This window comes from Phyllobacterium sp. YR531 (assembly GCF_000282595.1).
In the GTDB taxonomy this organism is placed as follows: domain Bacteria; phylum Pseudomonadota; class Alphaproteobacteria; order Rhizobiales; family Rhizobiaceae; genus Phyllobacterium.
The window spans coordinates 1-25,660 of the sequence record NZ_AKIZ01000007.1; the positions used below are offsets into that span (position 1 = coordinate 1).

A 25,660-nucleotide genomic window follows, 5' to 3' on the forward strand; every position below is an offset into this window, starting at 1 on the left:
CATTTTCAATGTGCTGCCCGCCCGTAGCAAAAGATACCGAACTGGACACGACATCAATGCCAGCAACATTGTCTTCAATTACCTTGTCGCCGACATTATCGACATAAAACTTGTCACTCCCTGCACCGCCCCAAAAAGTATCCGCTCCGACTCCACCGTCCAAGACATCATCGCCATCCTGGCCGTTAAGATTGTCATTGCCTTCGCCGCCATTGAGCCGGTCATTGCCTGGCGCCCCACCATTCCAGTCTCCAAGAAGCCAATCGTCGCCCGCGCCGCCATGAAGCAGGTCATCGCCATCACCTCCCCGGAGATCATCTTCGCCCTCACCGCCGTAAATCGTATCACTCCCGGCCTCGCCGAGCAGCAAATCATCGCCAATGTCGCCATTAAGCACGTCATTGCCTTCACCGGCGAAGACCCAATCGGAGCCCGCTTCGCCATTGAGCGTATCGTCACCCTCGAAGCCATAAAGCCTGTCCAAGCCTGCGCCGCCCTTCAGTCTGTCATTGCCTGCTCGCCCGAAAAGCTGGTCGTCACCCTCAAAGCCATTAATTATGTCTGCATTGGGCGTTCCCTCGAGGTTATCATTGCCGGTTGTACCATCAATAATTGCCATTTTCTCGATCTCCTCCGGTCGCTAGCACTTAATCAGCAAATCAGCCTGACCATACAGTGTCAATGCGCCACAAGATTGGACGTCACCCCTTCCGATCCAAGGCACTGTCAGAGACACACTCCGGGCTCATAGGTCATGGATTGGTCTATCATTGTTCCGACCTGAGCCTCAAAGCCATGATCATCGAACGCAATTCAGCAGGGCGTATCGGTTTTGACAGTATCGGTATTTCCGGATCGCTGACATCGTCACGCACCCGGTTTTCATCATGGCCGGTCACAATAATAGCCGGAATATGGAGGCCGTTTTGCCGGCGAACATAATCGATACAATCCGTACCGGTCGTCTTCGCTCCAAGGTCAAAGTCCGTAATGACCAAATCGCAGCTTACGTCTTTTCCTTCGGGCAGCGCATCTTCCTGTTGGACGACGCATCCCCACTTCTCCAGAAGGATTCCGGTTGCAATAAGAATATTGAGATCATCTTCGATCAACAGTACCCGCAAGCCATCCAGTGGCGAAACAGGTTTGACCCGGATTACATCAGGCAGAAGAATAGGCTCTGCGACGATGGTCAGTCCACCAATTACAACTGTTGTCCCCTGCCCCACGACAGATCGCAGAGAGACATTCAAACCCATGAGTCTGGCAAGCCGTTGCACAATCGACAGTCCAAGGCCAACGCCTTCCGTGTCCTTGTCACCGCGCTCGCGCACCTGATAAAACTCTTCGAACAGCCGCGGCAGATGCTCCTCTGCAATACCGGAGCCGCGATCATGCACCTCGATGGATAGCTTTCCGTTCCGAATACGTGTCCCAACAAGAACGGGTCCACCCGGAGCGTATTTCAACGCGTTGGAAACAATATTCTGGATCATTGTCGTTAGAAGGCTCGGGTCGGTTCGGACGAATCTCTTGGTTTTCACAACCCTGAGTTCAACACCTGTCCAATGCGCTGCTTCAGAATTCTGCCGTGCGATATCCAAGAGAATTTCGCCGATCGCAACCTCTTCCAGATGCGCTGTGATCTTGCCGCTATCGAGAGTTGAGATATCAAGGAGTGACTGGAACAGTCTTGAAACGCTCTGGAGTGACCTGTCGATATTGTCGACCATCTGTTCTTCTTCAACGCCCAATCGCGCATCGCGCAAGCAGGCAATGAAAAGGCTTATAGCGTGAATGGGCTGACGCAGATCATGGCTTGCTTGTGCCAAAAACCTTGACTTGGCGAGATTGGCCTCCAAGGCAGAATTATAGGCCTTGTGAACCCGGTTGAGAAGAACGTAGACATATGTCGGAACGAGAATGGCCGTCATTACAAAAGTGGCGACAAGATAAGGCTGCTCGCGCCAGAAACTGTTGAAATAGGTTATCGCTGCCAGGGATAAGAGCGCGAGGGTTGTCGCGGCTGTAAGATAACGGGGGCCATAACGCAGTCCGTTTCCAACTGTTACCCATAAGATCATCGCAAATACTGGAGCAGTTATTGCTCCGCCGACAGCCATTGCAAATGTCATGGCAAGGTAGTCATTGACCATTGCAAAGATGCGGCGTCCAAGCCTGTAGCCGGGCTTTTTTACAACATTGTGCAGCAGCAGCCAAGAGCCTGGAATATAGAGGGTGGCGTAAATGAGCATGACGATCATGACAATGCTCATTTCACGCCCGCTCGCGAAAAGTGCGACGACCATATAAAGGAAAATCAGGGGCACTGTTATGACGCGCGATATGGCCTGACCACGTTCAGCATCATATTCATTCTTATCGTTATATGAGTAAGAACCGATGTTCTTTACGACGCCCCTCAGCCAGTCATTCATAGGTCCTCTCCGGCAATTCGGAGCTGAATATCAACTTCCTCTATCCTTCGCTAGGTGAGAGTATGATATCGGATTCTGCAAAATTGCGCTCAATGGCTAATAACAGGCATTGCTATGACAACAATGGCATTGCAATCCGAGAAGAACGGGTACGGCGCAAATCTGACACCAACAACATTTTCATATTAATAGAAGCGCGGCATCGATAACGGGATATCAGTCAAAGTGGTGGTGGCTCACCGTTCAACCTAAAGCGGCGCATAATGGGGCAAAAATGCAATATGGCGGCTATTTGCCGCCATATTATGCAATTATTTCAAGTGGTTAGCGAAACCAAAATGGTGCGGTCGAGAAGACTCGAACTTCCACGTCTTGCGACACAGCGACCTCAACGCTGCGCGTCTACCAATTCCGCCACGACCGCACTGTGGTAGAAGCCGAACATGTCGGCTTGGCGCTAGTAGCAAATAGGTTTCCGCTAAACAAGCCCTATCAGGCGATATCTCGAATTGTTTTTCACAAACCTGTCAAAAAGCCGCGCCCGAGCCACCCCACTGGAAATCCAACCGGAAAAAGTCCATATGCGCGGGACCCATCCTGATCTCCGAGTGCGGAGCCTGACAGGCAGTCTTAACTGGAATAACTGAACACCATGAAGTCCAGCCGCGATGAACTCGCTCCCGCTTTTCTGCCGCAAGACGGCTCAGCACCAGTAGAATGGAAAGTGGCCGAAGGTCTGACCGATTATGATTCCGCCCTCGCCTTCATGGAAGAACGCGTCGCAGCAATCCGGGAGGGCGCAGCGCCCGAGCTGGTCTGGCTTGTCGAGCATCCACCGCTCTACACTGCGGGAACAAGCGCCAAGCAGGGCGATCTCCTCACCGCCGACCGGTTCCCCGTATATGCAACAGGCCGCGGGGGAGAATATACCTATCACGGCCCCGGCCAGCGTGTAGCCTATGTCATGCTTGATCTGAAACGGCGGCGCGAAGATATCCGCGCTTTTGTAACTGCTTTGGAACAATGGATCATTTCGACACTCGGCTCATTCAATGTAAAGGGCGAGCGGCGGGAAGATCGCGTAGGTGTGTGGGTCACCAGACCTGAGCGCCCTGCCTTGCCCGATGGGTCCCCTGCTGAAGACAAGATCGCCGCTATCGGCATCCGCCTGCGTAAATGGGTCAGCTTTCACGGTATCTCGATCAATGTGGAGCCGGAGCTTGCGCATTTTGACGGCATCGTCCCCTGCGGAGTACGGGGGCACGGAGTCACCAGCCTGGTCGATCTTGGCTTGCCGGTCGAAATGCATGACCTTGACCATGCATTGCTGTCGTCTTTTGAAAATGTGTTCGGCCCTGTAGAGCAGGCTTAAGATCAGGACTCTATTCGAACTCCATAATAACGGCTCCCACTGCCAAGCTGTCGCCCTGCTTTGCGTTGATGGCAGAGACAGTCAGATCGCGCTCGGCACGCAGCACATTTTCCATCTTCATCGCTTCGACAATGGCAAGGGTTTCACCAGCCTTGACCTCCTGCCCGACGGCCACATTCACCGCAACCAGCAATCCCGGCATTGGGCAGAGCAACAGCCTCGATGTATCTGGCGGGATTTTTACCGGCATCAGCTTTTCGAGGGCCGCCACATGCTTTTGCATGGGATGCGTAATGACGGATAGACCTTTCCAGTCAATTCGCATGCCATTTGCTACGGGACGAAGCTGCGCCTTGACGGGACGCTCATTCACATAGCCATCCCAAACAGCATCGCCCGGCCGCCAGTCGCTGCGTACAGTGACAAAATCGCCGCCCCGCAAGGAGAACTCAAGCTTGACGGGAGGCTTCGCGGTGTTACTGCGAATTGTTACCGGCATATATTCATCGCCGATACGCACTTCCCATTCTGCATGGATTTTACCTGAATGCGGGCGCAGGCGATCGCCGAGACGGTCCAGCCGCTCTTTTCTTACCAGTTCAGCAGAAAGCGCAATTGAAGCGAGGATGCCAAGATCGTCGGCTGTGGGCGATATAGGCTGGAACCCATCAGGAAACTCCTCGGCGATGAAAGCGGTGGAAAGTCTGCCTTCGCGCCAGCGCGGATGCTGCATCAATGCCGCCAAAAACGGGATATTGTGCTCGATGCCATCGACGACAAAATTGTCGAGTGCATCTGCCATGGCATCCACTGCTTCCAGCCTCGTCGGCGCCCATGTGCAAAGCTTTGCGACCATGGGATCGTAAAACATCGAGATTTCAGAACCTTCCGTAACGCCCGTATCATTGCGGATGATTGCCTTGCCGACTGGCCCTTCCACAGGAGGACGATAGCGCGTCAAACGGCCGATTGAGGGCAGGAAGTTGCGGTAGGGATCTTCGGCGTAGAGGCGGCTTTCTACAGCCCAGCCATTAAGCTTCACATCACCTTGCTTGATCTCAAGTTTCTCTCCGGCAGCAATACGGATCATCTGCTCGACAAGATCGATACCTGTAATCAGTTCAGTTACAGGGTGCTCAACCTGCAAGCGCGTATTCATCTCAAGAAAGTAAAAATTACGATCCTTGTCTACGATGAACTCGACAGTTCCGGCGCTTTGATAATCAACGGCCTTTGATAGAGCGACGGCCTGTTCGCCCATTGCCTTACGCGTCGCCTCATCCAGGAACGGTGACGGTGCTTCCTCAACTACTTTTTGATTGCGTCGCTGCACCGAGCATTCGCGTTCGCCCAGATAGATGCAATTGCCAAATGCGTCGGCCAGCACCTGAATTTCAATATGTCTTGGATCGACAATAAACTTTTCAATGAAAACGCGGTCATCGCCGAAAGAATTCCGCGCTTCCGAGGTGGCGCGTTCAAAGCCATCGCGTACTTCATTCTGGTTCCAGGCAATACGCATGCCTTTGCCGCCGCCGCCGGCGGATGCCTTGATCATGACGGGATAGCCGATTTCTCCGGCAATCCGCTCCGCATGTGCTGTGTCAACGATCACATCGGGAGAGCCCGGGACGGTGCTTACCTTTGCTTCATTGGCAAATTTCTTTGATTCGATCTTGTCGCCCATGGCGATGATTGCGCGTGGCTTCGGGCCGATGAAGATAATCCCCTGCTTTTCCAACTCTTCGCAAAAGGCAGCGCGTTCAGAAAGAAAGCCGTAACCGGGGTGGACAGCTTCCGCTCCGGTCTGCTTGCAGGCTGCAATGATCTTTTCAGGAATGAGATAGCTTTCAGATGCCGCCGCCGGGCCGATATGCACAGCCTCGTCAGCCATTTCAACGTGCACGGCATCGCGATCAGCGTCGGAATAGACCGCAACAGTAGCAATGCCCATCTTGCGCGCGGATTTGATGACGCGACATGCAATCTCGCCGCGATTGGCAATCAGAATCTTTTTAAACACTTAGACCTCCCAACAGATCTTTGTTTCTATTGTGAAACGCAGGTTTGCTCAACTGCTCACGGTCAATTGTATGCAGGTTCTGAAACTTCGCGTTTCTTGCCTTCACGCCAGATCAGATAAGCACCTGACGCAACGATTATGACGATCCCTACCCATTTCGATGGGGTTGGAAAATCATTGAAAACCACAAGTCCGATAAGCACTGCCATAACAATCTCGAGATATTGAAAGGGTGCCAGCAACGAAGCAGGAGCAAGCCGCGATGCTTGTGTAATCAAGAGATGCCCGATAGTTGCAATCAAACCCATCGTGAACAGCAGAAACCAAGACATTGCATTACCGGGCATGGCAAACGTCATGTCCTGAATTCCCAAAAGCGCAGCAGGTATCATAGCCAGCAAAACGGTGATTGTTCCGCCAATACCCGCATAAAGTTGCATTACCAATGGAGTATCCACTGTTCCATAACGGCGATTGAGGGTCAGGTAGATTGCAAAAAGCGCCGCCGTACCAAGCGGCAAAAGAGATACCCAGCCGAATAGAACCCAGCTGGGCTGGATTACAATCAACGTGCCGATGAAACCGACACCAACTGCAATTCTGCGACGCCAACCAACCTGCTCTTTCAACACAACCGCTGACAAAACTGTCAGCATCAGTGGTTCGACGAAGAATACGGCCATTGCGTCGGCTAACGGCATATATTTCACGGCTGCATAGAAACAAAGGCTGCCAATGCCCATGAGAAACCCGCGAAACAGGTTACCCCAAAGCTTTACAGGCCTCAGGGATTTAACCCCCGTCATGGGCACAATAATGATCAGAGTCAAAATGGCCTGAACAACAAACCTGAACAGAGTGGCGGTTGCAGGCGGCAGGCTATCAAACATTGAGAGCCACTTTGCGATAGCATCCATCATAGGCAGGAAGAACATGCCGATAGCCATTGCAGAAACGCCCCGCACTTGCTGTGAGGTCGTGTTTTCCATCGCCGTGACCCTTCTGGAGAAAGCCTGCTGGTAGGACTTTTGGCTTATCCACTCCATGGAAAAAAGCAATGTCGTCCCACCAACAATCTCGCGCAACACGTGCAAAATTTGACTTTTTGCGCTGCAAATGGTGCAACGGGCCCTCCCAAGACCGAAAAAACAAGAAGAAACTGGAGAATTCGATGAATTTTCATTCTAACATCATGACTGAAACCCCAGACATGGACACAATGGGTGGAAGGCTTTTGCGGGCTCGCGACGCCAAATCCATGAGTGTGGCACAGGTGGCGGAACGGATTGGTGTCAAGAGCCAGACGATCCTTGCATGGGAGTCAGACAGATCAGAACCACGGGCTAACAGGTTGGTTATGCTCGCTGGATTTCTTGGTGTCACACCAACATGGTTGATGCATGGGATTGGTCAAGCTCCGGTGGACTCAGCCGAAGATGAAACAACAATCAATATGGAACTCCGGACACTCAAGAATTACCATGAAAAGCTTGGTGACAGGATCAGTCAGTTGGAAGATCGGGTCGCGACGCTCAAAGCCGCATAAAACATGGGGATTCGCCGCTTTGTTCTGCGGCGAGCTCCGGAACATATAGCGAACGCCCATCGCGTTTGACGTCGAACCATGCAAAGATTACGAGTGATTCGAAACGATAGAATATTGGCCTGCCATGGATGATAATAACGATCTATTTTCAGCAATCGTGAAAACTGCTCGCGAACGGCAGGAAGCGGCGGCTCCTGCGAAGAAGCCTGAAATTGCTCCGCAGGTTGCTGTGGCTGCCACTGTAGCGCCTGCGCAACCGGTAGCTGCGCGTGCTCCTGCGCGCGCGGTACCGGAAAGTAGCGGCAATTATAACGCTTCGGACATTGAGGTTCTGGAAGGTCTCGAGCCTGTCCGCCGTCGTCCCGGCATGTATATTGGCGGCACGGACGAGCGCGCTCTTCACCACCTTTTCGCTGAAATCATCGACAACTCCATGGACGAGGCTGTCGCCGGCCACGCTAATTTTATCGATATTGACCTTGATGAGAACGGCTACTTGTCCGTGACGGATAACGGCCGTGGTATTCCGGTCGATGCACATCCGAAGTTCAAGGATAAATCGGCACTCGAAGTCATCATGACCACGCTGCACTCCGGCGGTAAATTCGACTCCAAGGTCTACGAAACATCCGGCGGTCTGCATGGCGTGGGCGTTTCGGTTGTCAATGCGCTATCCGATCACCTTGAGGTTGAGGTCGCGCGCAATCGCCGTCTTTATCGCCAGCGTTTCTCACGCGGCAAAGCACTTGGCCCGCTTGAAGAAGTCGGCGAAGTGCAGAACCGGCGTGGCACGCGTGTAACCTTCCATCCGGATGCTGAAATCTTCGGTCAGGATGCAAAGTTCGATCCCGCACGCCTTTATAAGATGGCGCGTTCGAAGGCTTATTTGTTCGGCGGCGTTGAAATCCGCTGGAATTGCGCCCCGTCGCTGCTTGATCCGAAAGACCCTACCCCTGACAAAGCTGTTTTCCACTTCCCCGGAGGGTTGAAAGACTATCTTGGCGCTTCTCTGGGCAAGGATTTTCAGATCACGCGGGAAATGTTCGCTGGAAAGACCGAAAAATCCGGCGGCCATGGTTCAATGGAATGGGCAGTCGCGTGGTATGGCGGCGACGGTTTCGTAAACTCCTACTGCAATACGATTCCCACAGGCGAAGGCGGCACTCACGAGGCAGGATTGCGCATCGCCCTCACCCGTGGCTTGAAGGCCTATGCGGAACTGACCAACAACAAGCGCGCATCAATTATTACGACTGACGATGTGATGATCTCTTCTGCGGCCATGTTGTCCGTCTTCATTCGCGAGCCGGAATTTGTCGGTCAGACCAAGGACAAGCTTGCAACCGTCGAGGCACAGCGCCTTGTGGAAAATGCTATCCGTGATCCATTTGATCATTGGCTTGCTGCATCCCCACAGGAAGCATCCAAATTGCTCGATTGGGTGGTCGATCGCGCGGAAGAACGCGTCAAACGCCGTCAGGAAAAAGAAGTAAACCGCAAATCAGCGGTCAAGAAGCTTCGTCTCCCGGGTAAATTGGCAGATTGCAGTCAAACTGGCGCACTGGGTGCAGAACTTTTCATCGTCGAGGGTGACTCGGCTGGCGGTTCGGCCAAGCAGGCGCGGGATCGTGCGACGCAGGCTGTATTGCCGCTACGCGGCAAAATATTGAATGTTGTAAGCGCCGGCCGCGAAAAGATGACGGCAAACCAGCAGATTAGCGATCTTATTCAGGCACTTGGTTGCGGAACGCGATCGAAATATCGCGACGAAGATTTGCGCTATGATCGCATCATCATCATGACGGATGCCGACGTGGACGGTGCACATATCGCTTCGCTGCTGATCACCTTCTTCTATCAGGAGATGCCGGATCTTATTCGCAATGGCCATCTGTTCCTTGGTGTTCCGCCATTATATCGCATCGCACAAGGTGGTACGGTCGCCTATGCGCGTGACGACGCACATAAAGACGAGTTGATGAAGACACTCTTTACCGGTCGCGGGAAGATTGAAATCGGCCGGTTCAAGGGCCTTGGCGAAATGCGTGCCGATCAGCTCAAGGAAACGACTATGGACCGCAAGAAGCGTACATTGCTTCGTGTGCAGATCGATGAGGAATGGGCCAATGAAACCCGCCTCGCCGTTGATGATCTGATGGGAACGCGGCCCGATGCCCGCTTCCGATTCATTCAGGATCGCGCTGCCTTTGTTGAGGAATTGGATATCTAGATAGGGTTGCATCAGTATGCTGCGTGGTTCGACGGGGCTCACCATGAGGAAGGTGGTTTGATTGCAGAGAGACAGTACTTGTAATCTACTACAAAGTTGACTCTAGCTTGCTGCAGCCCTGACATCTTCCTCATGGTGAGCCCCGTCGAACCACCCACAAAGTTTATGCAGCTAATGTATGTGCAATTAACTGATAGAAGCTCTCAACACTGCCCATTGGCGGCGGAGTGGTGATATCTCGGCTATCTCCATAGCGGCATCAAAGCCTTTGGCTTTCAACCGCTTAAGATATACCGGCGTAAGCCAAACCGGCAGATAGGCAGGGCGCAGCGATTTCGGCAAGGTTTTAGCGCCTGCTTGAAACTTCGTAAAATGATCTTCAGCGAGCGCAATCATAGCCGTAATCGCGCGCTTGGTTGCATCGGGATCATTCCCTTCCAGCAGCATTTGAGGTGTGCATCCTACCGCGGCAAGTATATCAGCCGGAATATAAATCTGACCACGCCGCCGATGCAGCGGCAGGCTGCGCAAAAGCCCGGTAATAGCTTGCGCAACACCGGCATGCCCCGCCAGATCAGCATGTCTGGATGCTTGCTCCGCATCAAGAATGAGCGACGCCAGCTGGATTATGGCTGAGGCGATCTCTCCGCAATAACCTTCAAGATCATTGCGGCTTGGCATGGGATCATCATAAAAATCGAAAATGCGCGCTTCACAGTAATTATCGAAAGCTGCTCGCGGCAGATCATATGCGCTGATCGCGTCCAGAAGCGCCGCCGCTACCGGATTTCCTGCCGCCGCTCCATGTTCGGTGCCGCTGATCAAATCGCGCCACCATTGCAAGCGAACTTCACCCGGAAGCGGATCGCGGATCAGGTCGCGAATACGGGCAATTTCGACATTAAATGCATAAAGCGCTGCCAAAGCTCCGCGCTTTGCTTCAGGCGCGTAAAGAACCGAAAGATAGCGATCAGGATCAGCGTCCCGCAGCAATTGCATGCAGTGAGTTTCATTGACATTCATGGCGTGAGATATAGCGGGCCGGTGGAATTAATCCACCGCAAACAACGCCGCAGCCACAGCACGATTTTCAGCCAGGAGCACATTATAGGTGCGTACCGCAGCGCCGGTGCTCATGGGGTCTGAAGAGATACGATATTTGCGCAGAATTTCCCGCAGCTCTTCCGGCAAACGGCGCAGCTCCGTCCCTGTCCCGACCAGCAAAATTTCTATTTCGCTGGACTGCGCGAGAACGAGTGCCAGATCAGTCGCAGTCGGTATTGGTGGCGCCTTCGGTTCCCAGCCATGAATGCCCGAGGGAAGACACAGAATGGAGCCGCGATGCGACATATCCGCAAAGCGGAAACCGCCATTTCCATAAGCATCAATGGGCGCGCGCCCCGGAAAATGCGCATCCCGAATTTCAATGCCTTTCGCCACAATTAAACTCTGCCTTCGTCGGAAATCGGTGCAGGGCTCTGCTCGTCCATTACATCTCGCCCCTTCAGTCCAAAAAGCATTAACAATGGCCCAGCCACGAATATCGATGAATAGGTCGCCACGATAATACCCACGGCAATTGTCAAAGCGAAGGAACGAACATCATCGCCGCCATAAAGATAGAGCACGATGAGCGCAAGGAACGTTGCCAGCGATGTGAGGATCGTACGCGACAGCGTTTGGTTGATCGAGGCATCAAGAATGGACGCCAATGATGCGGTATTACCATACTTCCTCAGATTTTCGCGAACGCGGTCATAAATAACCACGGTATCATTGAGCGAATAACCGACAATCGCGAGCAAAGCCGCAATGCTCCACAGATTGAATTCCATCTTGAAGATGATGAACATCAAAAGTAGCAGCAAAACATCGTGGATCGTAGCGAGAATTGCACCTAGTGCAAAATGCCACTCGAAGCGGAACCACACATAGGCAAAAATCAGCACAAGGCATAGGCCCACTGCCAGCAAACCAGCTTGCGACAGTTCGCTCGATACAGACGGTCCGATAACGTCTACACGCGGAAAATTATATTCGTCCTGAAATTCACCACGAATTTTAACGCCCACTGTCTGCTCGGCATCTTCGCCTTCGCCCTGACTACCAACTGTGATCAGCGCCCGGTCATCGGATTTGAAACGCTCAATCTTAACGTCACCAATATTCAATTCGTCGAGACGGCTATAGACATCATCAAGGTCGATGGCACCTTCCAACGATTGCATTTCGACCATCGTCCCGCCCTTGAAGTCGATACCGAAATTCATTCCGATGATTACGAACAGGGCAATCGCGGCAATGCTTGATAGCGCCGAGAAGCCGAGTGTCAGACCACGCAGCTTCATGAAGCCGATTCTGGTATTGTAAGGAACAAGCTTCAACAGCGCGCCAGGCACTTCTTTCGGCTTGGAACGCTGCACCCAGACGGAAACCAGCAAGCGTGTCAGCGTGAAGGTCGTAAACAGCGTCGTCACGATGCCGATGGTAACAGTCAGTGCAAATCCATGCACTGGTCCGCTGCCAAGCGTGAACAGAACCAAGGCGGCAATCAAAGTAGTGACATTCGCATCAACGATCGTGGCAAGAGCTCGGGCAAAGCCGGAATCGATTGCCTGAATGACGGAAAACCCTGCACGGCGATCTTCGCGAATACGCTCATAGATCAGCACATTTGAGTCGACGGCCATACCGATGGTGAGAACGATACCGGCAACACCCGCAAGCGTAAGCGGCGCACCGAATAATGTCAGGACAGCCAGAATCAGCACGACGTTTACCACCAGCGCAACGCTGGCGATCACGCCGAGAAAACCATAGGTCAACAGCATGAAAAGGATAACCAGAGCAGCGCCGATCAGAGCAGCGATTTTGCCTGACGTAACAGAAGCTGCACCAAGATCAGTACCGATGGTGCGCTCTTCAAGAACAGTCACACTGGCAGGCAAAGAACCGGCGCGCATGACAAGCGCCAGATTACTGGCACCGGAAAGGTCAAAGGTACCAGCGATCTGCCCGGTATTGCCGGGTATCGCCTCTTGAATGACAGGAGCAGAAAGCACCTGATTATCAAGGACAATCGCAAAGGATTGGCCGATACCGGCTTTGGTGGCCTTGGAAAAACGATCCGCGCCAATGCTGTCCAGACGGAAAGTAATAACAGGCTGTTGCGTGGCGGTGTCTATTCCTGCCTGTGCATCGACAAAATTGCTATTGGTTACAAGCGGTTCTTTCTTGACGAGATAGGCCACTGGCGGATCGTCGAAAGAATAGACAACCTCATCGCCTTCTGGCGGTGTGCCATCGATAGCCTGCTGTACCGGCACTGATGTATCCACCATGCGGAAACTCAGTTCGCCCGTCAGGCTCAAAATATCCTTGAGCAATTGGGAGTCGTAGAGGCCCGGCACCTCAATCAACACACGACCATTCCGCTCCGTCACAACATGCGGATTTGAATAGCCAAGCTCGTTGAGGCGTCGCGTAAGCACGGCAACAGTCGCGTCGGTATCAGGCAGATGTTCCTTATCCACCTGCAGTCGCATGCGCGAGCCGCCTTCAAGATCAAGTCCCAGAGCCAGCTGCTTCTTGGGAAGCCAGTCCGGAAAACTGTCCAATTGGCTTTGCGTGAAACTGTTTGGAAGTGAAAGTATCAGTCCCGCAAGGACTACAGCCCAGATGAGAACGGTCTTCCAGCGGCTAAAATAAAGCATACGGTCGCAACCTCAAGAATCAGAAGGGCGGCTCCAAGGCCGCCCTTCACTTAATCGTTATTTTTTGTTGTCGGCAACCGGTTCGCCTTTTACGCGAACATCCGCGACCATGCCGCGAAGCACACGCGCCTTTACGCCATCGCCGATTTCAACGTCGAGTTCTCCGGTTTCCTCATAAACTTTGGTGACTTTGGCAATGAAACCACCGCCGGTAATGATGGTGTCGCCGCGACGGATATTCTTCAACTGCTCTTCACGCTTCTTCGCGGCTGTACGCTGCGGGCGGATAATCAGGAAGTACATGATCACGAAGATCAGAATGAACGGCAGAATGCTCATGAGCATTTCCGGTGCGCCACCGGCACCCGTTGCCTGTGCATATGCGGGAGTTACGAACATAAAACCTCCAGTAGATCAAATTTGAAACAATCAGAACCTGCGCAATACAATGTTTAAGCTGGCAAAAGCAACAGTACAAAACGGACACTGCTGCTTTTCCATTACCGATCAGCGTGATAGTTACGACGCGCTGATAAATGTAAGGGCCTGAATGGTATGACCGAGGAATTGCTGAGCGAAAAACTTGACCGCCTTATCGCTGTACTTGAGCGTATGGCTCCTCCCACCCCACAGCCGGTCAATCTTGAAATTGCAGACTGTTTTGTCTGGAACCCGGCCCGGCTTGGCTTTGATCCTGTCAGCAAGGTCAACCGCGTTGATATTTCGCTCATTCGTGGCGTGGATACGGTTCGCGATATTCTGTTCGATAACACCAAGCGCTTTGCCGATGGAATGCAGGCCAATAACGTGCTGCTCTGGGGCGCGCGCGGCATGGGTAAATCTTCGCTGGTAAAGGCTGTCCATGCCTCGGTAAACGCCGATGCACCCGCTGCTGCTCATCCTCTCAAGCTGGTAGAAATTCATCGGGAGGATATCGATAGCCTCCCCGCGTTGATGGGTATCATCAAAAATACGCCGTATCTTTTCATCCTGTTTTGTGACGATCTGTCATTCGATCACGATGACACCTCGTATAAATCGCTAAAAGCGGCACTTGAAGGAGGCGTCGAAGGCCGCCCGGATAATGTTATATTTTACGCCACGTCAAACCGTCGTCACCTCCTGCCGCGTGATATGATCGAGAATGAACGATCGACAGCGATCAATCCGTCGGAAGCTGTTGAAGAAAAGGTTTCGCTATCGGATCGCTTTGGTCTCTGGCTCGGTTTCCACAAGTGCAGCCAGGATGATTATCTGGCAATGATCGATGGTTATGCCGCACATTTCGATCTGGTTGTGGAGAAAAATCAGCTCCATGCGCAAGCGCTGGAATGGTCCACAACCCGCGGGGCGCGCTCCGGGCGCGTTGCCTGGCAGTTCATTCAGGATCTCGCGGGACGGCTCGGCAAGAAGCTGTAAAGAAAAAAGCCCGCATCTTTCAACGCGGGCTTTTTCTTTAGTTTGGTGGTTCGATCAGAGTTCGAGATATTTTGCAGGATCAACAGGTGTTGAGTTCTTGCGCACCTCGAAATGCAGTTTCGGCGTTGTCGCATTGCCGGTCATGCCTGACATACCCAGTTCTTCACCACGCTTGACCTTCTGGCCACGTTGAACATTCAGCTTGCTCGCATTGCCATATACGGTGACCAGACCGTTATCATGGCGAACCAGAACCGTATTGCCGAACTCTTTCAAGCCGTCGCCGGAATAGATTACAACACCATTTTCGGCGGCCTTGATTGGTGTGCCTTCTGGAACCGAAATATCGATACCGTCACTGCCTTTTCCGTAATTGGCAACGACACGGCCACGCACTGGCCAGCGCAATTGCGAAGCGCCGGTAGCTGATGGTGCAGAAGCGACTTCCTTCTCGGCTTCACCGATAACCTTTTCGCTCGCTTGTGGCGGAGTGTAAGGCTTGGCTTCTGATCCTGCGGCAGCAGGCGCAGCTTGCGCCGGTGCACTTGCAACGACCTTTGGCTGTTCAACGGGCGGCGTAGCTGCTGTCTTTACCTGATCCGTACCGCCCTTGGGCTTCATCGTATTGGCAACGTTCTGAGCCATGGATGAATTGGATGGCGGAATAATCAGCGACTGACCAAGACGGACTGTTCCGTCCTGCATGTTGTTCGCTTGCTTGATCGCATCGATGTTTGCGCCGGTCTTGCGTGAAATTGCATGAAGCGTATCGCCCGACTGAACCTTGTAGGTGCTGCTGGCCGTTGAACTGGTCATTGGTTTTGCTGCGGCCTGCGCCGGAGCAGTCGTTGTCGGCATTCTGGCTTCGCGACCATCAGGCGTCTTCAAGGTCGCCGATCCCGCTGGCGCGGTCTGCATCGGAGCGGCCATTGCCACCTGTTGCTGACGAACCTGTGTATTGCCGGATACGGGCGCTAGCGCCGGGCGCGACGGCTGCGACGAAACAGGAGGCAGAGACGAGGCGCTTTGGCTACCAACAGGAGGCAGGTTACCGCGCTGAACACCCCCGGACGAGCGGACAGGAGCATTATTGACAGAAGCTGTGTAAGTGGAGTCGACCGGCGGTGTATAACCGTTCTGGCCATTGTTCTGCGTCTGCATGATCGATCTCTGGTTATCGCTGTAACCGGAGCTGAAATCTGCACTGGAGAAACGTGACACTCCGGAGCTGCAACCGGCAGCAATGCCGGCAACTGTGAGAATGGCGGCATTAAGAGCCAACCGCCGTGACGCTTTGTCTAGTATACTCAAACGCATCGCTTAATCCCGCCCGTACTCATACAAGAATATTAGACGCATTAGATCGCGTTAATGTTACCCGACCGTTAAAACTCATAAAAAATTTGGAAAAAATTCACCAAGCTCGTAAACCCTTGGCGCAATCGCGACAGGCAATCAATACTCAGAGCGCCGAAGAAACCCCTTCAGCCAAGGGTAGAAACCGCACCCGCATCAAATCCTGCTGGTCAAAACGGCTGCCAACTTTTGTAAGCCGCGCCACTGTTTGCTGTCCGTCAACCGGCCCTATCGGCGCCACCAGAATGCCGTTGGATGAAAGCAGGTCAACAAAATGCCTTGGCATGGCATCAAATGCCGACCAGACAATAATTCTGTCGAACGGGCCATCACTGGCAAGACCAAGCCGCCCATCCGCATGTTTGACAATGCAATTTTCAATCTTGAGCGCTTGAATACGCTGCTGGGCCAGTTCAACCAATGTGCGATAACGCTCCAGTGATAGAACACGTCCTGAAAGGCGGGCCATAACAGCAGCGGTGAACCCCGATCCCGTCCCGATCTCCAAGACGCGGTGCGACGGCTCCAGTTCGAGCGTCTTGATCAACTGAGCCTGCAAATCCAGACCTTCGATGAATTCACCGCATTCAATGGGCAAGCTTCCGCGGGTATAGGCCATATTTCCCAGATTACCGCTCACAAAGCCCATGCGCGGCGTTGCCTCAAGAGCGCTCATCAATCGTTGATCACTCAGACCCAAGCCCCGCATACGCAGCACAAAAGCGGCAAAACCCTCACGCTCGGACATGGCGGGCTTCATGTAAATGTTTCCTCAAGAACGGCACGCATTTCATGCGCAGTCAGATCGAGCTGCAAAGGTGTTATGGAAATGAAATTGTTGCGGATTGCCGCGACATCGCTGTTTTCAGCCGGCACATCCTTGCCCCGTCCGTAGCGTAGCCAGTAATAGGGCAATCCACGGCCATCGTGACGTTCCTCGATCGCAAGTCCGTGCGAAAGCTTGCCTTGCACTGTTACCCTTGTGCCTGCAATTTCCGATGCCTGACAGCTCGGAAAGTTGATATTGACCAGAACACCCTTGGCAAGTTCAACGCTCAAGACCTTCTTCAGTACAGCCGGGGCGCGTTCTTCCACAATCTCCCACGGTAGCACGCGAGCGCCCCCATTGAGATTGTACTCCTGCGAGAGCGCAATGGATTTTATACCAAGCAACGTGCCCTCTATGGCAGCTGCAATTGTGCCAGAATAAGTGACGTCATCAGCGGTATTTGAGCCGGAATTAACACCCGAAAGAACCAGATCAGGTGGCTCTGGCATCACGTGTTTGACACCCATGATTACACAATCGGTCGGCGTTCCGCTCACGGCAAAATGCCGGTCATCTATTTTGCGCAGGCGCAGCGGATTAGAGAGCGTCAGCGAATGAGCAAGGCCACTCTGGTCTGTCTCGGGCGCGATCACCCAGACATCATCAGAAAGCTGGCGGGCGACGCGCTCCAGAACACTCAGACCCTCCGCATGAATTCCGTCATCGTTGGTCAAGAGAATCCGCATCGCCCTATCCTGTCTGTTATGCCGCTTTTTCTATCCGCGTCAGTCCACCCATATAAGGCACGAGTGCTTGAGGAACTGTAACACTGCCGTCTTCATTCTGATAATTTTCGACAACTGCGATCAAGGCGCGACCAACCGCAGTACCCGACCCATTCAATGTGTGGACAAAGCGCGTGGATTTTTCGCCTTCTGGCCGGTAACGGGCATTCATCCGTCTTCCCTGGAAATCACCGCAGACCGAGCAGCTTGAAATTTCGCGATATGACTTCTGGCCCGGCAACCATACTTCCAGATCATAGGTTTTCTGCGCCCCAAACCCCATATCACCGGTGCAAAGCGTCATGGTGCGGAACGACAGTTCAAGCCGCTTGAGAACTTCTTCTGCGCATGCCGTCATGCGCTCATGTTCTTCAACGGAACGTTCCGCATCGGTAATCGAAACCAGCTCAACCTTCATGAACTGATGCTGACGTAACATACCGCGTGTATCGCGTCCGGCAGAACCTGCCTCCGAGCGGAAACAAGCCGTCAATGCAGTCATGCGGATCGGCAGATCACGAATATCGAGAATTTCCTCGCGCACCAGATTGGTCAGCGGCACTTCTGCGGTCGGAATAAGATAGCGCCCATCAGTGGTCTTGAAGAGGTCTTCGGCAAACTTCGGCAATTGCCCAGTACCGTAAAGCGTATCATCGTTAACCAGCAGCGGCGGGCTGACTTCTGTATAGCCATGCTCTGTCGTATGTATGTCCAGCATGAACTGGCCAAGGGCGCGCTCCAGCCGAGCAAGCTGGCTCTTCAATACAGTGAAGCGGCTACCGGACAGGCGAGCAGCACGCTCGAAATCCATATAGCCAAGCTTTTCACCGATCTCGAAATGCTCTTTCGGTTCAAACGAAAAATTCTTCAGCAGGCCAACACGGCGTGTTTCCACGTTGCCGCTTTCATCCTTGCCCAGTGGCACGCTGTCGAGCGGAATGTTGGGCAATACTTCCAAAGCTTCGGTGAGAGCACGTTCCAGTTGACGCTCTTCCTCTTCGGCTGAGGTAAGCAACTGCTTGATATCTGCAACTTCCGCCTTGAGCCGGTCAGCTGTTGCCTGATCCTTGGCGCCCATTGCCTTGCCGATTTCCTTCGAAGCAGCATTACGCCGCTCCTGTAAGGCCTGTGATTTGGCAATGGATTGCCGACGTTTTTCATCAAGTTCGATCAGACGGGACGAAACAGATTCTAACCCACGCTTGGCCATGGCGGCGTCGAAAGCCTGCGGATTCTGGATGATCTGTTTAATGTCATGCATGGGAGTAAAGCCGTGTTGGAAAAGTTCTATCTATCAGGGGCAAGCCCCGGCGAACTGGAGAGCGTCAGGACGAAAGTTCGTTCGACTGTGCTTCTGTTTCAGCCGCTGCACGCTTTCTCTCTACCAGACGCGCCATCCAGATCGAAACCTCGTAAAGAAGGATCGTCGGGAGAGCAAGACCGATCTGGCTCACAGGATCGGGCGGAGTGATGACTGCCGCAACAATGAACGCAATCACGATGGCATATTTGCGCTTTGATCTCAGCCCCTCATAGCCGACGAGGCCAACCCGAGCGAGAAGCGTGGTAACAACCGGAAGCTGAAACACCAGGCCAAAAGCGAAGATCAGTGTCATAATAAGGCTGAGATATTCGGAAACCTTGGGAAGCAGTGAAATCTGTACCTCACCCGCACCACCAGTTTGCTGCATGGCGAGAAAGAACCACATGACCATTGGGGTAAAGAAGAAATAAACCAGCGCGCCCCCCATCAAAAACAGGATTGGCGAAGCAATCAGGAATGGCAAAAATGCCATACGTTCATTCTTGTACAGGCCGGGCGCGACGAATTTGTATATCTGTGAAGCAATAACCGGAAAAGCGATGACTATGCCGCCAAACATGGCGATCTTTACCTGCGTGAAGAAAAATTCCTGCGGTGCCGTATAGATCAGCTGCGCTTTTGCAGGATCGAACCCGGCCCAACTTACCGCCCACTGATAGGGAATAACCAGCAAATTGAACAATTGCTTGCCGAAATGGAAGCAGCCAAGAAACGCAACGAAAAACGCCAGCAACGCCCATATGAGGCGGCGGCGCAGCTCAATCAAATGTTCGATCAGCGGGGCTGAACTCTTGTCAATTTCATCGTCGGTATTGCTCAAGATTTCGTCCCCGTATCGCCGGTCTTGGCACGCGGCTTGGCCGTTTTTTTGGCTGACGCTGCTGTCACCTTGGCTGGAGCCGGTTTCGCTGCTGTCGGCTTTGCCGTGCTTTGCTTGGCGGCGGCTGGCTTTGCAGGTGCTGCTTTGGCCGGTTTGGCAGTAACAGTTGATGCCTTTGCAGCAGCTTTCGCCTTTGCAGCGCTTGTCTTCTTCTTATTCTCATTGAGAAGCGGCAATGGCTCCATCACCGTAGGCTGTATTTGAGTTGCCCCCGGTGCTGAAGGATCTGGAATAGCCACATTGTCTTTGGCGGTCTCAGTCGCATCTTTCAATGTCGAGCGAATTTCTTCGCCGATTGTGCGAACGGGATCAAACACCTTCCGGATATCGTTGCGCGGATCGAGACTCTTGGCATCATTTATGATGCCGCGAACATCGTCCAGTTCAGCTTCTTTCAAAGCTTCATCGAACTGTTTGCGGAACTCGCCAGCAGTCGCGCGAAACTTCGAGGTCGCCTTGCCGAATGCGCGCAACATTTTGGGCAAGTCTTTCGGACCCACAACCACAATCAATACGACTGCGATGACCAGTATTTCCGACCAACCAACATCAAACATTCATCATGCTCCAGCCACAACGTGGCCATTCAGCCACGCGCAGGGCAAAGGCTCTCACCTCACCATTCAAGACTTCTTGGTCTTTTCCTTGACTGAATTCACCGGCTGACTCGTCGTGTTGTCGATGGTCTTGGAATTGTCGGCATCCGCAGCAGCCGCGTCATCATCGCTCATGCCGCTTTTGAAATTCTTGATGCCCTTGGCAACATCGCCCATCAGCTCAGGAATCTTGCCCCGTCCGAAGAGAAGTAATACGACCGCGAGCACGATAAGCCAGTGCCAGATTGAAAAACTACCCATTTTACCCTCACATTCACCCAATTGCTTGGGTTGATCTAAGCCTTTTCCCCGTGCTTTTCAAACACAAGTCGCTTTTGTTCTTTCACATTCGCGTAAAGCCAGCGCAAGTGCGAATTGGCCTTGCAGCTACGAATTCTGCCTGAAGAGACTATCCGCCGCAAATGTGGCGAGAAATAATGTCACTCCTGCTCAACCTTTGGCGTTAAAAGCCCCAGCTCTTCCAGATCGATATCTGTCAGCGGATCTTCATCTTCGGTGAGCTCGTCCGGATCGTTGAAAGGCACAGGAATGGCAAAATTCGATGGCATTCGCGCAGAAAGAAGCCCAGCGCCGCGCAATTCATCGATACCCGGCAGATCCCGGACTTCCTGCAAACCAAAATGATCTAGGAAAGAAGCTGTCGTTCCATAAGTGATTGGCCGCCCGGGCGTGCGCCTACGTCCGCGAAACTTGATCCAGCCCGTTTCCATGAGCACGTCCAGCGTACCCTTCGACGTTTCAACGCCGCGAATGTCTTCAAGCTCGGCACGCGTTACCGGCTGGTGATAGGCAATGACCGCCAGCACTTCCAGCGCGGCTCGCGAGAGTTTCTTCAATTGCACCGCTTCGCGGCTCATCAGGAAGGCAAGATCAGCGGCGGTACGGAAAGCCCAGGCACCACCGACCTGCCGCAGATTTATGCCACGATTGGCATATATCTCCTGCAACTCACCCAGCAGCATCGCGACATCAACACCAGATGGCAGTCGCTCCTTGAGCGCTTTTTCAGTGACTGGCTGAGCCGAGGCAAACAGGATCGCTTCCACCATGCGCAACGCATCAGACGCTTTTACAGCATTGTTCCAGCTGTTCGCTTCCTCATCCCCATCAATCTTGATGTCATCATTAGCGGGATCAGCCATTGACCACGTCCTTCACTGGTTCTTCTGGCCTGTTACGAAGATAGATCGGCGTGAATGCGCCTGTCTGGCGAATTTCCAGATGCCCTTCCCGGACCATTTCAAGGCTCGCGGCAAAAGAGCTTGCCATGGCCGATGCCCGTTCGGACGGTGTTGCAATGAACTCCAGCAGATATTGATCCAGCGCCGTCCAGTCTTTCATTTCGCCGACAAGACGCATCAATATGGTCCGAGCATCCTTGAGCGACCAGACAGAGCGCCGGGCAATCTGCACATGCGATGTTGCGCGCTTTTGCCGTTGCGATGCGTATGCCGTCAGTAGTTCATAGAGCGTAGCCGCATAGGCGTTTGTCTGATCAACAATCACCGCTTCCGGCATGCCACGCGCAAAGACATCGCGTCCAAGCCGGTTGCGATTGACCAGTTTCATCGCCGCGTCGCGCATTGCTTCCAAGCGCTTCAGACGGAATTGCAAGGTGGCAGCCAGTTCTTCGCCGCTCTCCCCATCATCGCCCGGAGCTTTCGGGATAAGCAGCTTTGACTTCAAATAGGTTAGCCAGGCAGCCATCACCAGATAGTCAGCCGCCAACTCAAGTCGTAAAGCCTGCGCTTGCCGGATGAAGATCAGATATTGCTCGACGAGCGCCACAACTGAAATACGCGCAAGATCTACACGCTGATTGCGCGCAAGATGAAGAAGCAGATCGAGCGGACCTTCAAAACCCTGAATGTCGATCACAAGCGAGGGTTCGCTGGCGGCGCGATCAACCTGGCTCTCCCAAAGCGCCTCCATTGGAGCCGCTTTGTTGCCATTCATGTTTTTCTCGCTAACAGCCAAACTTCTCTCTCTTCCATACTTCCGTATCTATGCGACCATTTCAAACATGCTGCGGAACTCGTCCCTCAGCTCTTCTTCTACGGAATCATCAGGTTTCCGCTTGTATTGGATAGCCTTTGCAGCGCGCTCCAATGCCTTGTCTTCGAGTTCTGGCGTGCACGAAGCAACCGCCGTCATCTGCTCCATAATCCCGTGACAATGAAGCACCATATCCAAGCCTGCGGCAAAGATTGCTTTGGTCCGATCGAAGTAATCCCCAGAAAGTGCGTTCATGGAGACGTCATCGCTCATCAAAAGCCCGTCGAAGCCTATATAGTCACGGATAATCTCCTCGACCACCTTGCCGGACGTTGTAGCGGGATACTTCGGGTCAACCGCTGAAAAAATCACATGCGCACTCATTGCCATGGGCAGATGCGAGAGCGCCTTGAATGGTGCGAAATCATGCTCTGCCAGTTCATCAAGACCCGTCGTGACCGTCGGCAACTCATGATGCGTATCGGCAAAGGCTCTACCATGGCCGGGAATGTGCTTCATCACCGGCAACATACCTCCAGCAAGCAGTCCTTCTGCAGCTGCATTGCCCATAGCCGTTACTATCTCAGGATGCTTTCCATAGGCACGCGTGCCGATAACGTCGTTGGCACCTTCAACCGGCACATCCAGCACCGGCAGGCAATCCACATCTATGCCGAGCTTTAGAAGATCGAAAGCATGGAGGCGCGACAAAAGCCAAGCTGCGCGCAAGCCCTTTTCCTCATTTTCACGGTATAGGGCCCCAAGAGCCGATCCTGATGGATAATCCGGCGCGAGTGGCGGACGCAGACGCTGCACACGGCCTCCCTCTTGATCAATCAATACGGGAGCGTCCTCCCGCCTGACCAGATCACGCAAATGCGCGCACAAATCCTCGATCTGCGCAGGCTCTCTGACATTGCGGGCAAACAGTATAAAACCCCAAGGACGCTCATCGCGAAAGAATGCGATTTCATCCGGGGTCAGTTTCAGGCCGGTTGTTCCGGCAATCCATGCTTTTGATTCGCTCATGTGCAGAGTCTACTGCGTAGACGTACAAAAAGAAAAGGCGGCCCGAAGCCGCCTTTTGCCCAATCTTGCCTGCTTTTACTGCGTTACGAAGCAGCTGCCGCCAGCGGACTTGTACTTGGAGCACAGGTTCGCAGCATCAGCCTTCGAACCGGCAGGAATGCGTACACGATAGAAGGTACCCTTACCTGCAATTTCAGCTTGCTTGATATCGACGCCACGTCCACCAATCACACCGGCGTGCTTCTGTGAAAGCGATGCATAGGTTTTCTGTGCGCCTTCAACGCTTGGTTGCGAAGCAACCTGGATGAAGTAGCTACCGGCAGCAGGGGCAGCTGAAGCTACCTGTTGCGGCGCGGCAGTCTTCGGCGGCACACGATCTACGATCTCCAGAGGCTGTTCAGCCGGACGAGATTCCACCACAGGAACATTCCTTGGTGCCGAGGCTACCGTTTCCTGTGTGATTTTCTTTGTCTCCACCGGCTTGGCAGCAACTGGAGCTTTAGGAGCAACAGGTGCCACGGCGGCTGGTTTAACCGGCGCCAGCGCTGGTTCAGCCTCTACTGGCTCTGCACCTGCAAGCGCACCAACCGGATCATCTGATGACGCCGGCCCGGTCGCTGTACCCCCTGGACGCTCTACGGGCGCAGCCGCTGCACCTGTACCCGCAGGCGGAGTGTCTGGAGTAATGGACGCAACCATTGTCCCGTCGGGCTTGACAACCATGGTCTGAACCTTACGAGGCGCAAGCGCACCATTGCGTTCCGGAGCAGGTTCATTTGCCGCCAGATCCTGATCAGCAGGTTCGACGCGGGCGTCAACCTTGTCTGCGATCGGTACTTCATCATCCTCATCAGCAGCCAGATCGACCGGATCTTCCCGCGTCGTTACAAGCTGTTCCTGCTTAGGAGTTACCGGAGCAGTCGTTGCGCCCTTATCAAAAACAGCCTTGTCCTGATTCGGCACCACGGCATTCGCCGTTTTCTCAGGCTGGACTTTTATCGGTGTCTTGTCGGCCATGATGACCACAGGTTCGCCACCCGTTGAACCCGTCCATTTGTAGGCCACTGCACCCGCAACAGCTACTAGAACCACCGCAGCAGCTATGCCGGGAACAAACAGCGCGTTTCGGCGAGGCTTGTTTTCGTTCTGAGCATAAACGCCTGCAGCCATATCCACATCATCGCGACGCGGATCATAGCCGAAATCCGTATTGTCGTCCTCAGGACCATGCTGGTAGCGGGGAGCTGCTGCTGCAGGTGCCTGCGATGCAATTCCTGCCACTCCAGCCGCTGCTACTCCAGCCGTTGCGTAACCGGCTTGATTGTAACGACCTTGTTCAGCTTCATTGCCGAAGACATCGGCAAAGATGTCCGCATATTCATCTTTTGCGGCTTCCGTCTTTACCGGCTCTTCAGTCGCTGCAAAATCATTGTGCTGCGTATCGGATTCGATTGAGCCGAATACCTCGGCAAATTCACTCTCCAGCTCGCTCAGTCCATTATGCTGCGGAGCATCGTCCTCGTAATTTACCGCAGGAAGATCAAGCGACTCCGTGTAATCAACGCGGTTTTCAGTAACAGCAATCGTATCAACGTCCGGCGCTTGAACTGATTTGGCGGCGCGATCAAGCTCATCGGCGTAGTCGCTTAGAGCATGGACTTCGGGAAGCTTCGGCGCACCGGCAATAGAGGCCGCCACAGGAACAGCGATCTGTTCGCGTACCGGGGCAGATTGTTCTTCCACATCCATGGGCACTTCAAAATCGTCAAGAGCCGCCATGAGCTCTTCATCATCGAATGCGTCTTCGATCTCTATGTCGAGTTCTTGTTCCTCGACATAGGATGTTTGCGGTTCGTAGGACACCTCCGGTACCGCATAGGCAACTGGCGCAGGTTCCTGAGCAACCGGCTGCTGATATGCAACAGTTGCTGGCGCTTCATAAGCCACCGGAGCGGGCTCTGGCTCAGCTACTGGATGCTGGTAGGCCGTAGCACGGCTGATTACCGGAGCAGGCTCTGTGCGGCCGACAACATTTGAACGTGAGCCATATCCCCAGGAAGCATTCGCAGAGCGTTGCACGACTGGCCTTGCGGAACCCGCAAGTAATGTCTCCAACTCATCCTCAAGGCTTATAGCTGGCGCGGCTTGCGCAGCCACGGGCGCA

23 protein-coding genes and 1 tRNA gene are annotated in these 25,660 nt (G+C 53.4%); 4 read left to right on the forward strand and 20 right to left on the reverse strand.

Annotated features, from left to right (window positions below):
• From PMI41_RS02850 to PMI41_RS02860, 3 genes are all read right to left on the reverse strand, one after another.
• The coding region (locus tag PMI41_RS02850; protein WP_008121579.1) for a calcium-binding protein at positions 1 to 619 on the reverse strand (619 nt) is incomplete at its 3' end.
• Between the two features lie 148 nt (positions 620 to 767).
• Positions 768 to 2,438 carry a hybrid sensor histidine kinase/response regulator gene (locus PMI41_RS02855; RefSeq protein WP_008121580.1) on the reverse strand — a complete coding sequence of 557 codons (1,671 nt, stop codon included), beginning with the start codon at positions 2,436 to 2,438 and terminating at the stop codon, positions 768 to 770.
• Positions 2,439 to 2,777: 339 nt separating this feature from the next.
• A tRNA-Leu gene (locus PMI41_RS02860) sits at positions 2,778 to 2,862 on the reverse strand.
• A 228-nt stretch (positions 2,863 to 3,090) separates the two neighbouring features.
• Between PMI41_RS02860 and lipB the strand changes: the two genes are divergently transcribed.
• Positions 3,091 to 3,810, forward strand: coding sequence for a lipoyl(octanoyl) transferase LipB (gene lipB / locus PMI41_RS02865; RefSeq protein WP_008121581.1), 720 nt, complete (start codon positions 3,091 to 3,093; stop codon positions 3,808 to 3,810).
• Between the two features lie 10 nt (positions 3,811 to 3,820).
• Here the strand turns inward: lipB and PMI41_RS02870 are convergent, their stop codons facing one another.
• Both PMI41_RS02870 and PMI41_RS02875 read right to left on the reverse strand, forming a co-directional pair.
• Entirely contained in the window at positions 3,821 to 5,833 is a 2,013-nt protein-coding gene (locus PMI41_RS02870) for an acetyl/propionyl/methylcrotonyl-CoA carboxylase subunit alpha (RefSeq protein ID WP_008121582.1), read from the reverse strand.
• Between the two features lie 62 nt (positions 5,834 to 5,895).
• Positions 5,896 to 6,822 carry an EamA family transporter gene (locus tag PMI41_RS02875; protein ID WP_008121584.1) on the reverse strand — a complete coding sequence of 309 codons (927 nt, stop codon included), beginning with the start codon at positions 6,820 to 6,822 and terminating at the stop codon, positions 5,896 to 5,898.
• A 182-nt stretch (positions 6,823 to 7,004) separates the two neighbouring features.
• On the opposite strand from PMI41_RS02875, the gene PMI41_RS02880 reads away from it, so the two are divergent.
• The gene (locus tag PMI41_RS02880; protein ID WP_008121586.1) at positions 7,005 to 7,379 is read left to right on the forward strand and encodes a helix-turn-helix transcriptional regulator; all 375 of its coding nucleotides are present in this window, start codon (positions 7,005 to 7,007) and stop codon (positions 7,377 to 7,379) included.
• A 124-nt stretch (positions 7,380 to 7,503) separates the two neighbouring features.
• Positions 7,504 to 9,609: a DNA topoisomerase IV subunit B gene (gene parE, locus PMI41_RS02885; RefSeq protein WP_008121587.1), complete on the forward strand. Its 2,106-nt coding sequence runs from the start codon at positions 7,504 to 7,506 to the stop codon at positions 9,607 to 9,609.
• Between the two features lie 186 nt (positions 9,610 to 9,795).
• Here parE and PMI41_RS02890 read toward each other — a convergent pair whose 3' ends face one another.
• From PMI41_RS02890 to yajC, 4 genes are read right to left on the reverse strand one after another with little or no spacing between them, the layout of a single operon-like run.
• Complete coding sequence (locus PMI41_RS02890) at positions 9,796 to 10,632, reverse strand: phytoene/squalene synthase family protein (RefSeq protein WP_008121590.1); 837 nt, start codon at positions 10,630 to 10,632, stop codon at positions 9,796 to 9,798.
• 27 nt (positions 10,633 to 10,659) lie between these two features.
• Positions 10,660 to 11,049 carry an Mth938-like domain-containing protein gene (locus PMI41_RS02895; RefSeq protein ID WP_008121592.1) on the reverse strand — a complete coding sequence of 130 codons (390 nt, stop codon included), beginning with the start codon at positions 11,047 to 11,049 and terminating at the stop codon, positions 10,660 to 10,662.
• 2 nt (positions 11,050 to 11,051) lie between these two features.
• Positions 11,052 to 13,322 carry a protein translocase subunit SecD gene (gene secD / locus PMI41_RS02900; RefSeq protein ID WP_008121594.1) on the reverse strand — a complete coding sequence of 757 codons (2,271 nt, stop codon included), beginning with the start codon at positions 13,320 to 13,322 and terminating at the stop codon, positions 11,052 to 11,054.
• Positions 13,323 to 13,379: 57 nt separating this feature from the next.
• Positions 13,380 to 13,721, reverse strand: a complete 342-nt coding sequence (gene yajC / locus PMI41_RS02905; RefSeq protein WP_008121596.1) for a preprotein translocase subunit YajC — start codon at positions 13,719 to 13,721, stop codon at positions 13,380 to 13,382.
• Positions 13,722 to 13,877: 156 nt separating this feature from the next.
• Between yajC and PMI41_RS02910 the strand changes: the two genes are divergently transcribed.
• Positions 13,878 to 14,741, forward strand: coding sequence for an ATP-binding protein (locus PMI41_RS02910; RefSeq protein WP_008121598.1), 864 nt, complete (start codon positions 13,878 to 13,880; stop codon positions 14,739 to 14,741).
• 54 nt (positions 14,742 to 14,795) lie between these two features.
• Here PMI41_RS02910 and PMI41_RS02915 read toward each other — a convergent pair whose 3' ends face one another.
• The 11 genes from PMI41_RS02915 to PMI41_RS02965 all read right to left on the reverse strand — a co-directional run.
• On the reverse strand, positions 14,796 to 16,058 hold the full coding sequence (locus tag PMI41_RS02915; RefSeq protein ID WP_008121601.1) for a peptidoglycan DD-metalloendopeptidase family protein: 1,263 nt from the start codon (positions 16,056 to 16,058) through the stop codon (positions 14,796 to 14,798).
• A 145-nt stretch (positions 16,059 to 16,203) separates the two neighbouring features.
• Positions 16,204 to 16,857, reverse strand: coding sequence for a protein-L-isoaspartate(D-aspartate) O-methyltransferase (locus tag PMI41_RS02920; protein ID WP_008121603.1), 654 nt, complete (start codon positions 16,855 to 16,857; stop codon positions 16,204 to 16,206).
• Positions 16,854 to 17,612 carry a 5'/3'-nucleotidase SurE gene (gene surE / locus PMI41_RS02925; RefSeq protein ID WP_008121606.1) on the reverse strand — a complete coding sequence of 253 codons (759 nt, stop codon included), beginning with the start codon at positions 17,610 to 17,612 and terminating at the stop codon, positions 16,854 to 16,856. Before surE ends, PMI41_RS02920 begins: the two co-directional genes overlap by 4 nt.
• Positions 17,613 to 17,628: 16 nt before the next feature.
• Positions 17,629 to 18,912: a serine--tRNA ligase gene (serS, locus tag PMI41_RS02930; RefSeq protein ID WP_008121607.1), complete on the reverse strand. Its 1,284-nt coding sequence runs from the start codon at positions 18,910 to 18,912 to the stop codon at positions 17,629 to 17,631.
• Positions 18,913 to 18,976: 64 nt separating this feature from the next.
• Positions 18,977 to 19,795: a twin-arginine translocase subunit TatC gene (gene tatC, locus PMI41_RS02935; RefSeq protein WP_008121611.1), complete on the reverse strand. Its 819-nt coding sequence runs from the start codon at positions 19,793 to 19,795 to the stop codon at positions 18,977 to 18,979.
• On the reverse strand, positions 19,792 to 20,412 hold the full coding sequence (gene tatB, locus PMI41_RS02940) for a Sec-independent protein translocase protein TatB (protein WP_008121612.1): 621 nt from the start codon (positions 20,410 to 20,412) through the stop codon (positions 19,792 to 19,794). Before tatB ends, tatC begins: the two co-directional genes overlap by 4 nt.
• A gap of 66 nt (positions 20,413 to 20,478) precedes the next feature.
• Positions 20,479 to 20,712, reverse strand: a complete 234-nt coding sequence (locus tag PMI41_RS02945; protein WP_008121614.1) for a twin-arginine translocase TatA/TatE family subunit — start codon at positions 20,710 to 20,712, stop codon at positions 20,479 to 20,481.
• A 179-nt stretch (positions 20,713 to 20,891) separates the two neighbouring features.
• Positions 20,892 to 21,614, reverse strand: coding sequence for an SMC-Scp complex subunit ScpB (gene scpB / locus PMI41_RS02950; RefSeq protein WP_008121616.1), 723 nt, complete (start codon positions 21,612 to 21,614; stop codon positions 20,892 to 20,894).
• Positions 21,607 to 22,428, reverse strand: coding sequence for a ScpA family protein (locus PMI41_RS02955; protein ID WP_008121618.1), 822 nt, complete (start codon positions 22,426 to 22,428; stop codon positions 21,607 to 21,609). The genes scpB and PMI41_RS02955 overlap by 8 nt, the downstream gene beginning before the upstream one ends.
• Before the next feature lie 48 nt (positions 22,429 to 22,476).
• Entirely contained in the window at positions 22,477 to 23,496 is a 1,020-nt protein-coding gene (gene nagZ, locus PMI41_RS02960; protein WP_008121620.1) for a beta-N-acetylhexosaminidase, read from the reverse strand.
• Between the two features lie 75 nt (positions 23,497 to 23,571).
• Positions 23,572 to 25,660 (reverse strand): SPOR domain-containing protein (locus tag PMI41_RS02965; RefSeq protein ID WP_008121622.1); only part of this gene is annotated, 2,089 nt, incomplete at its 5' end.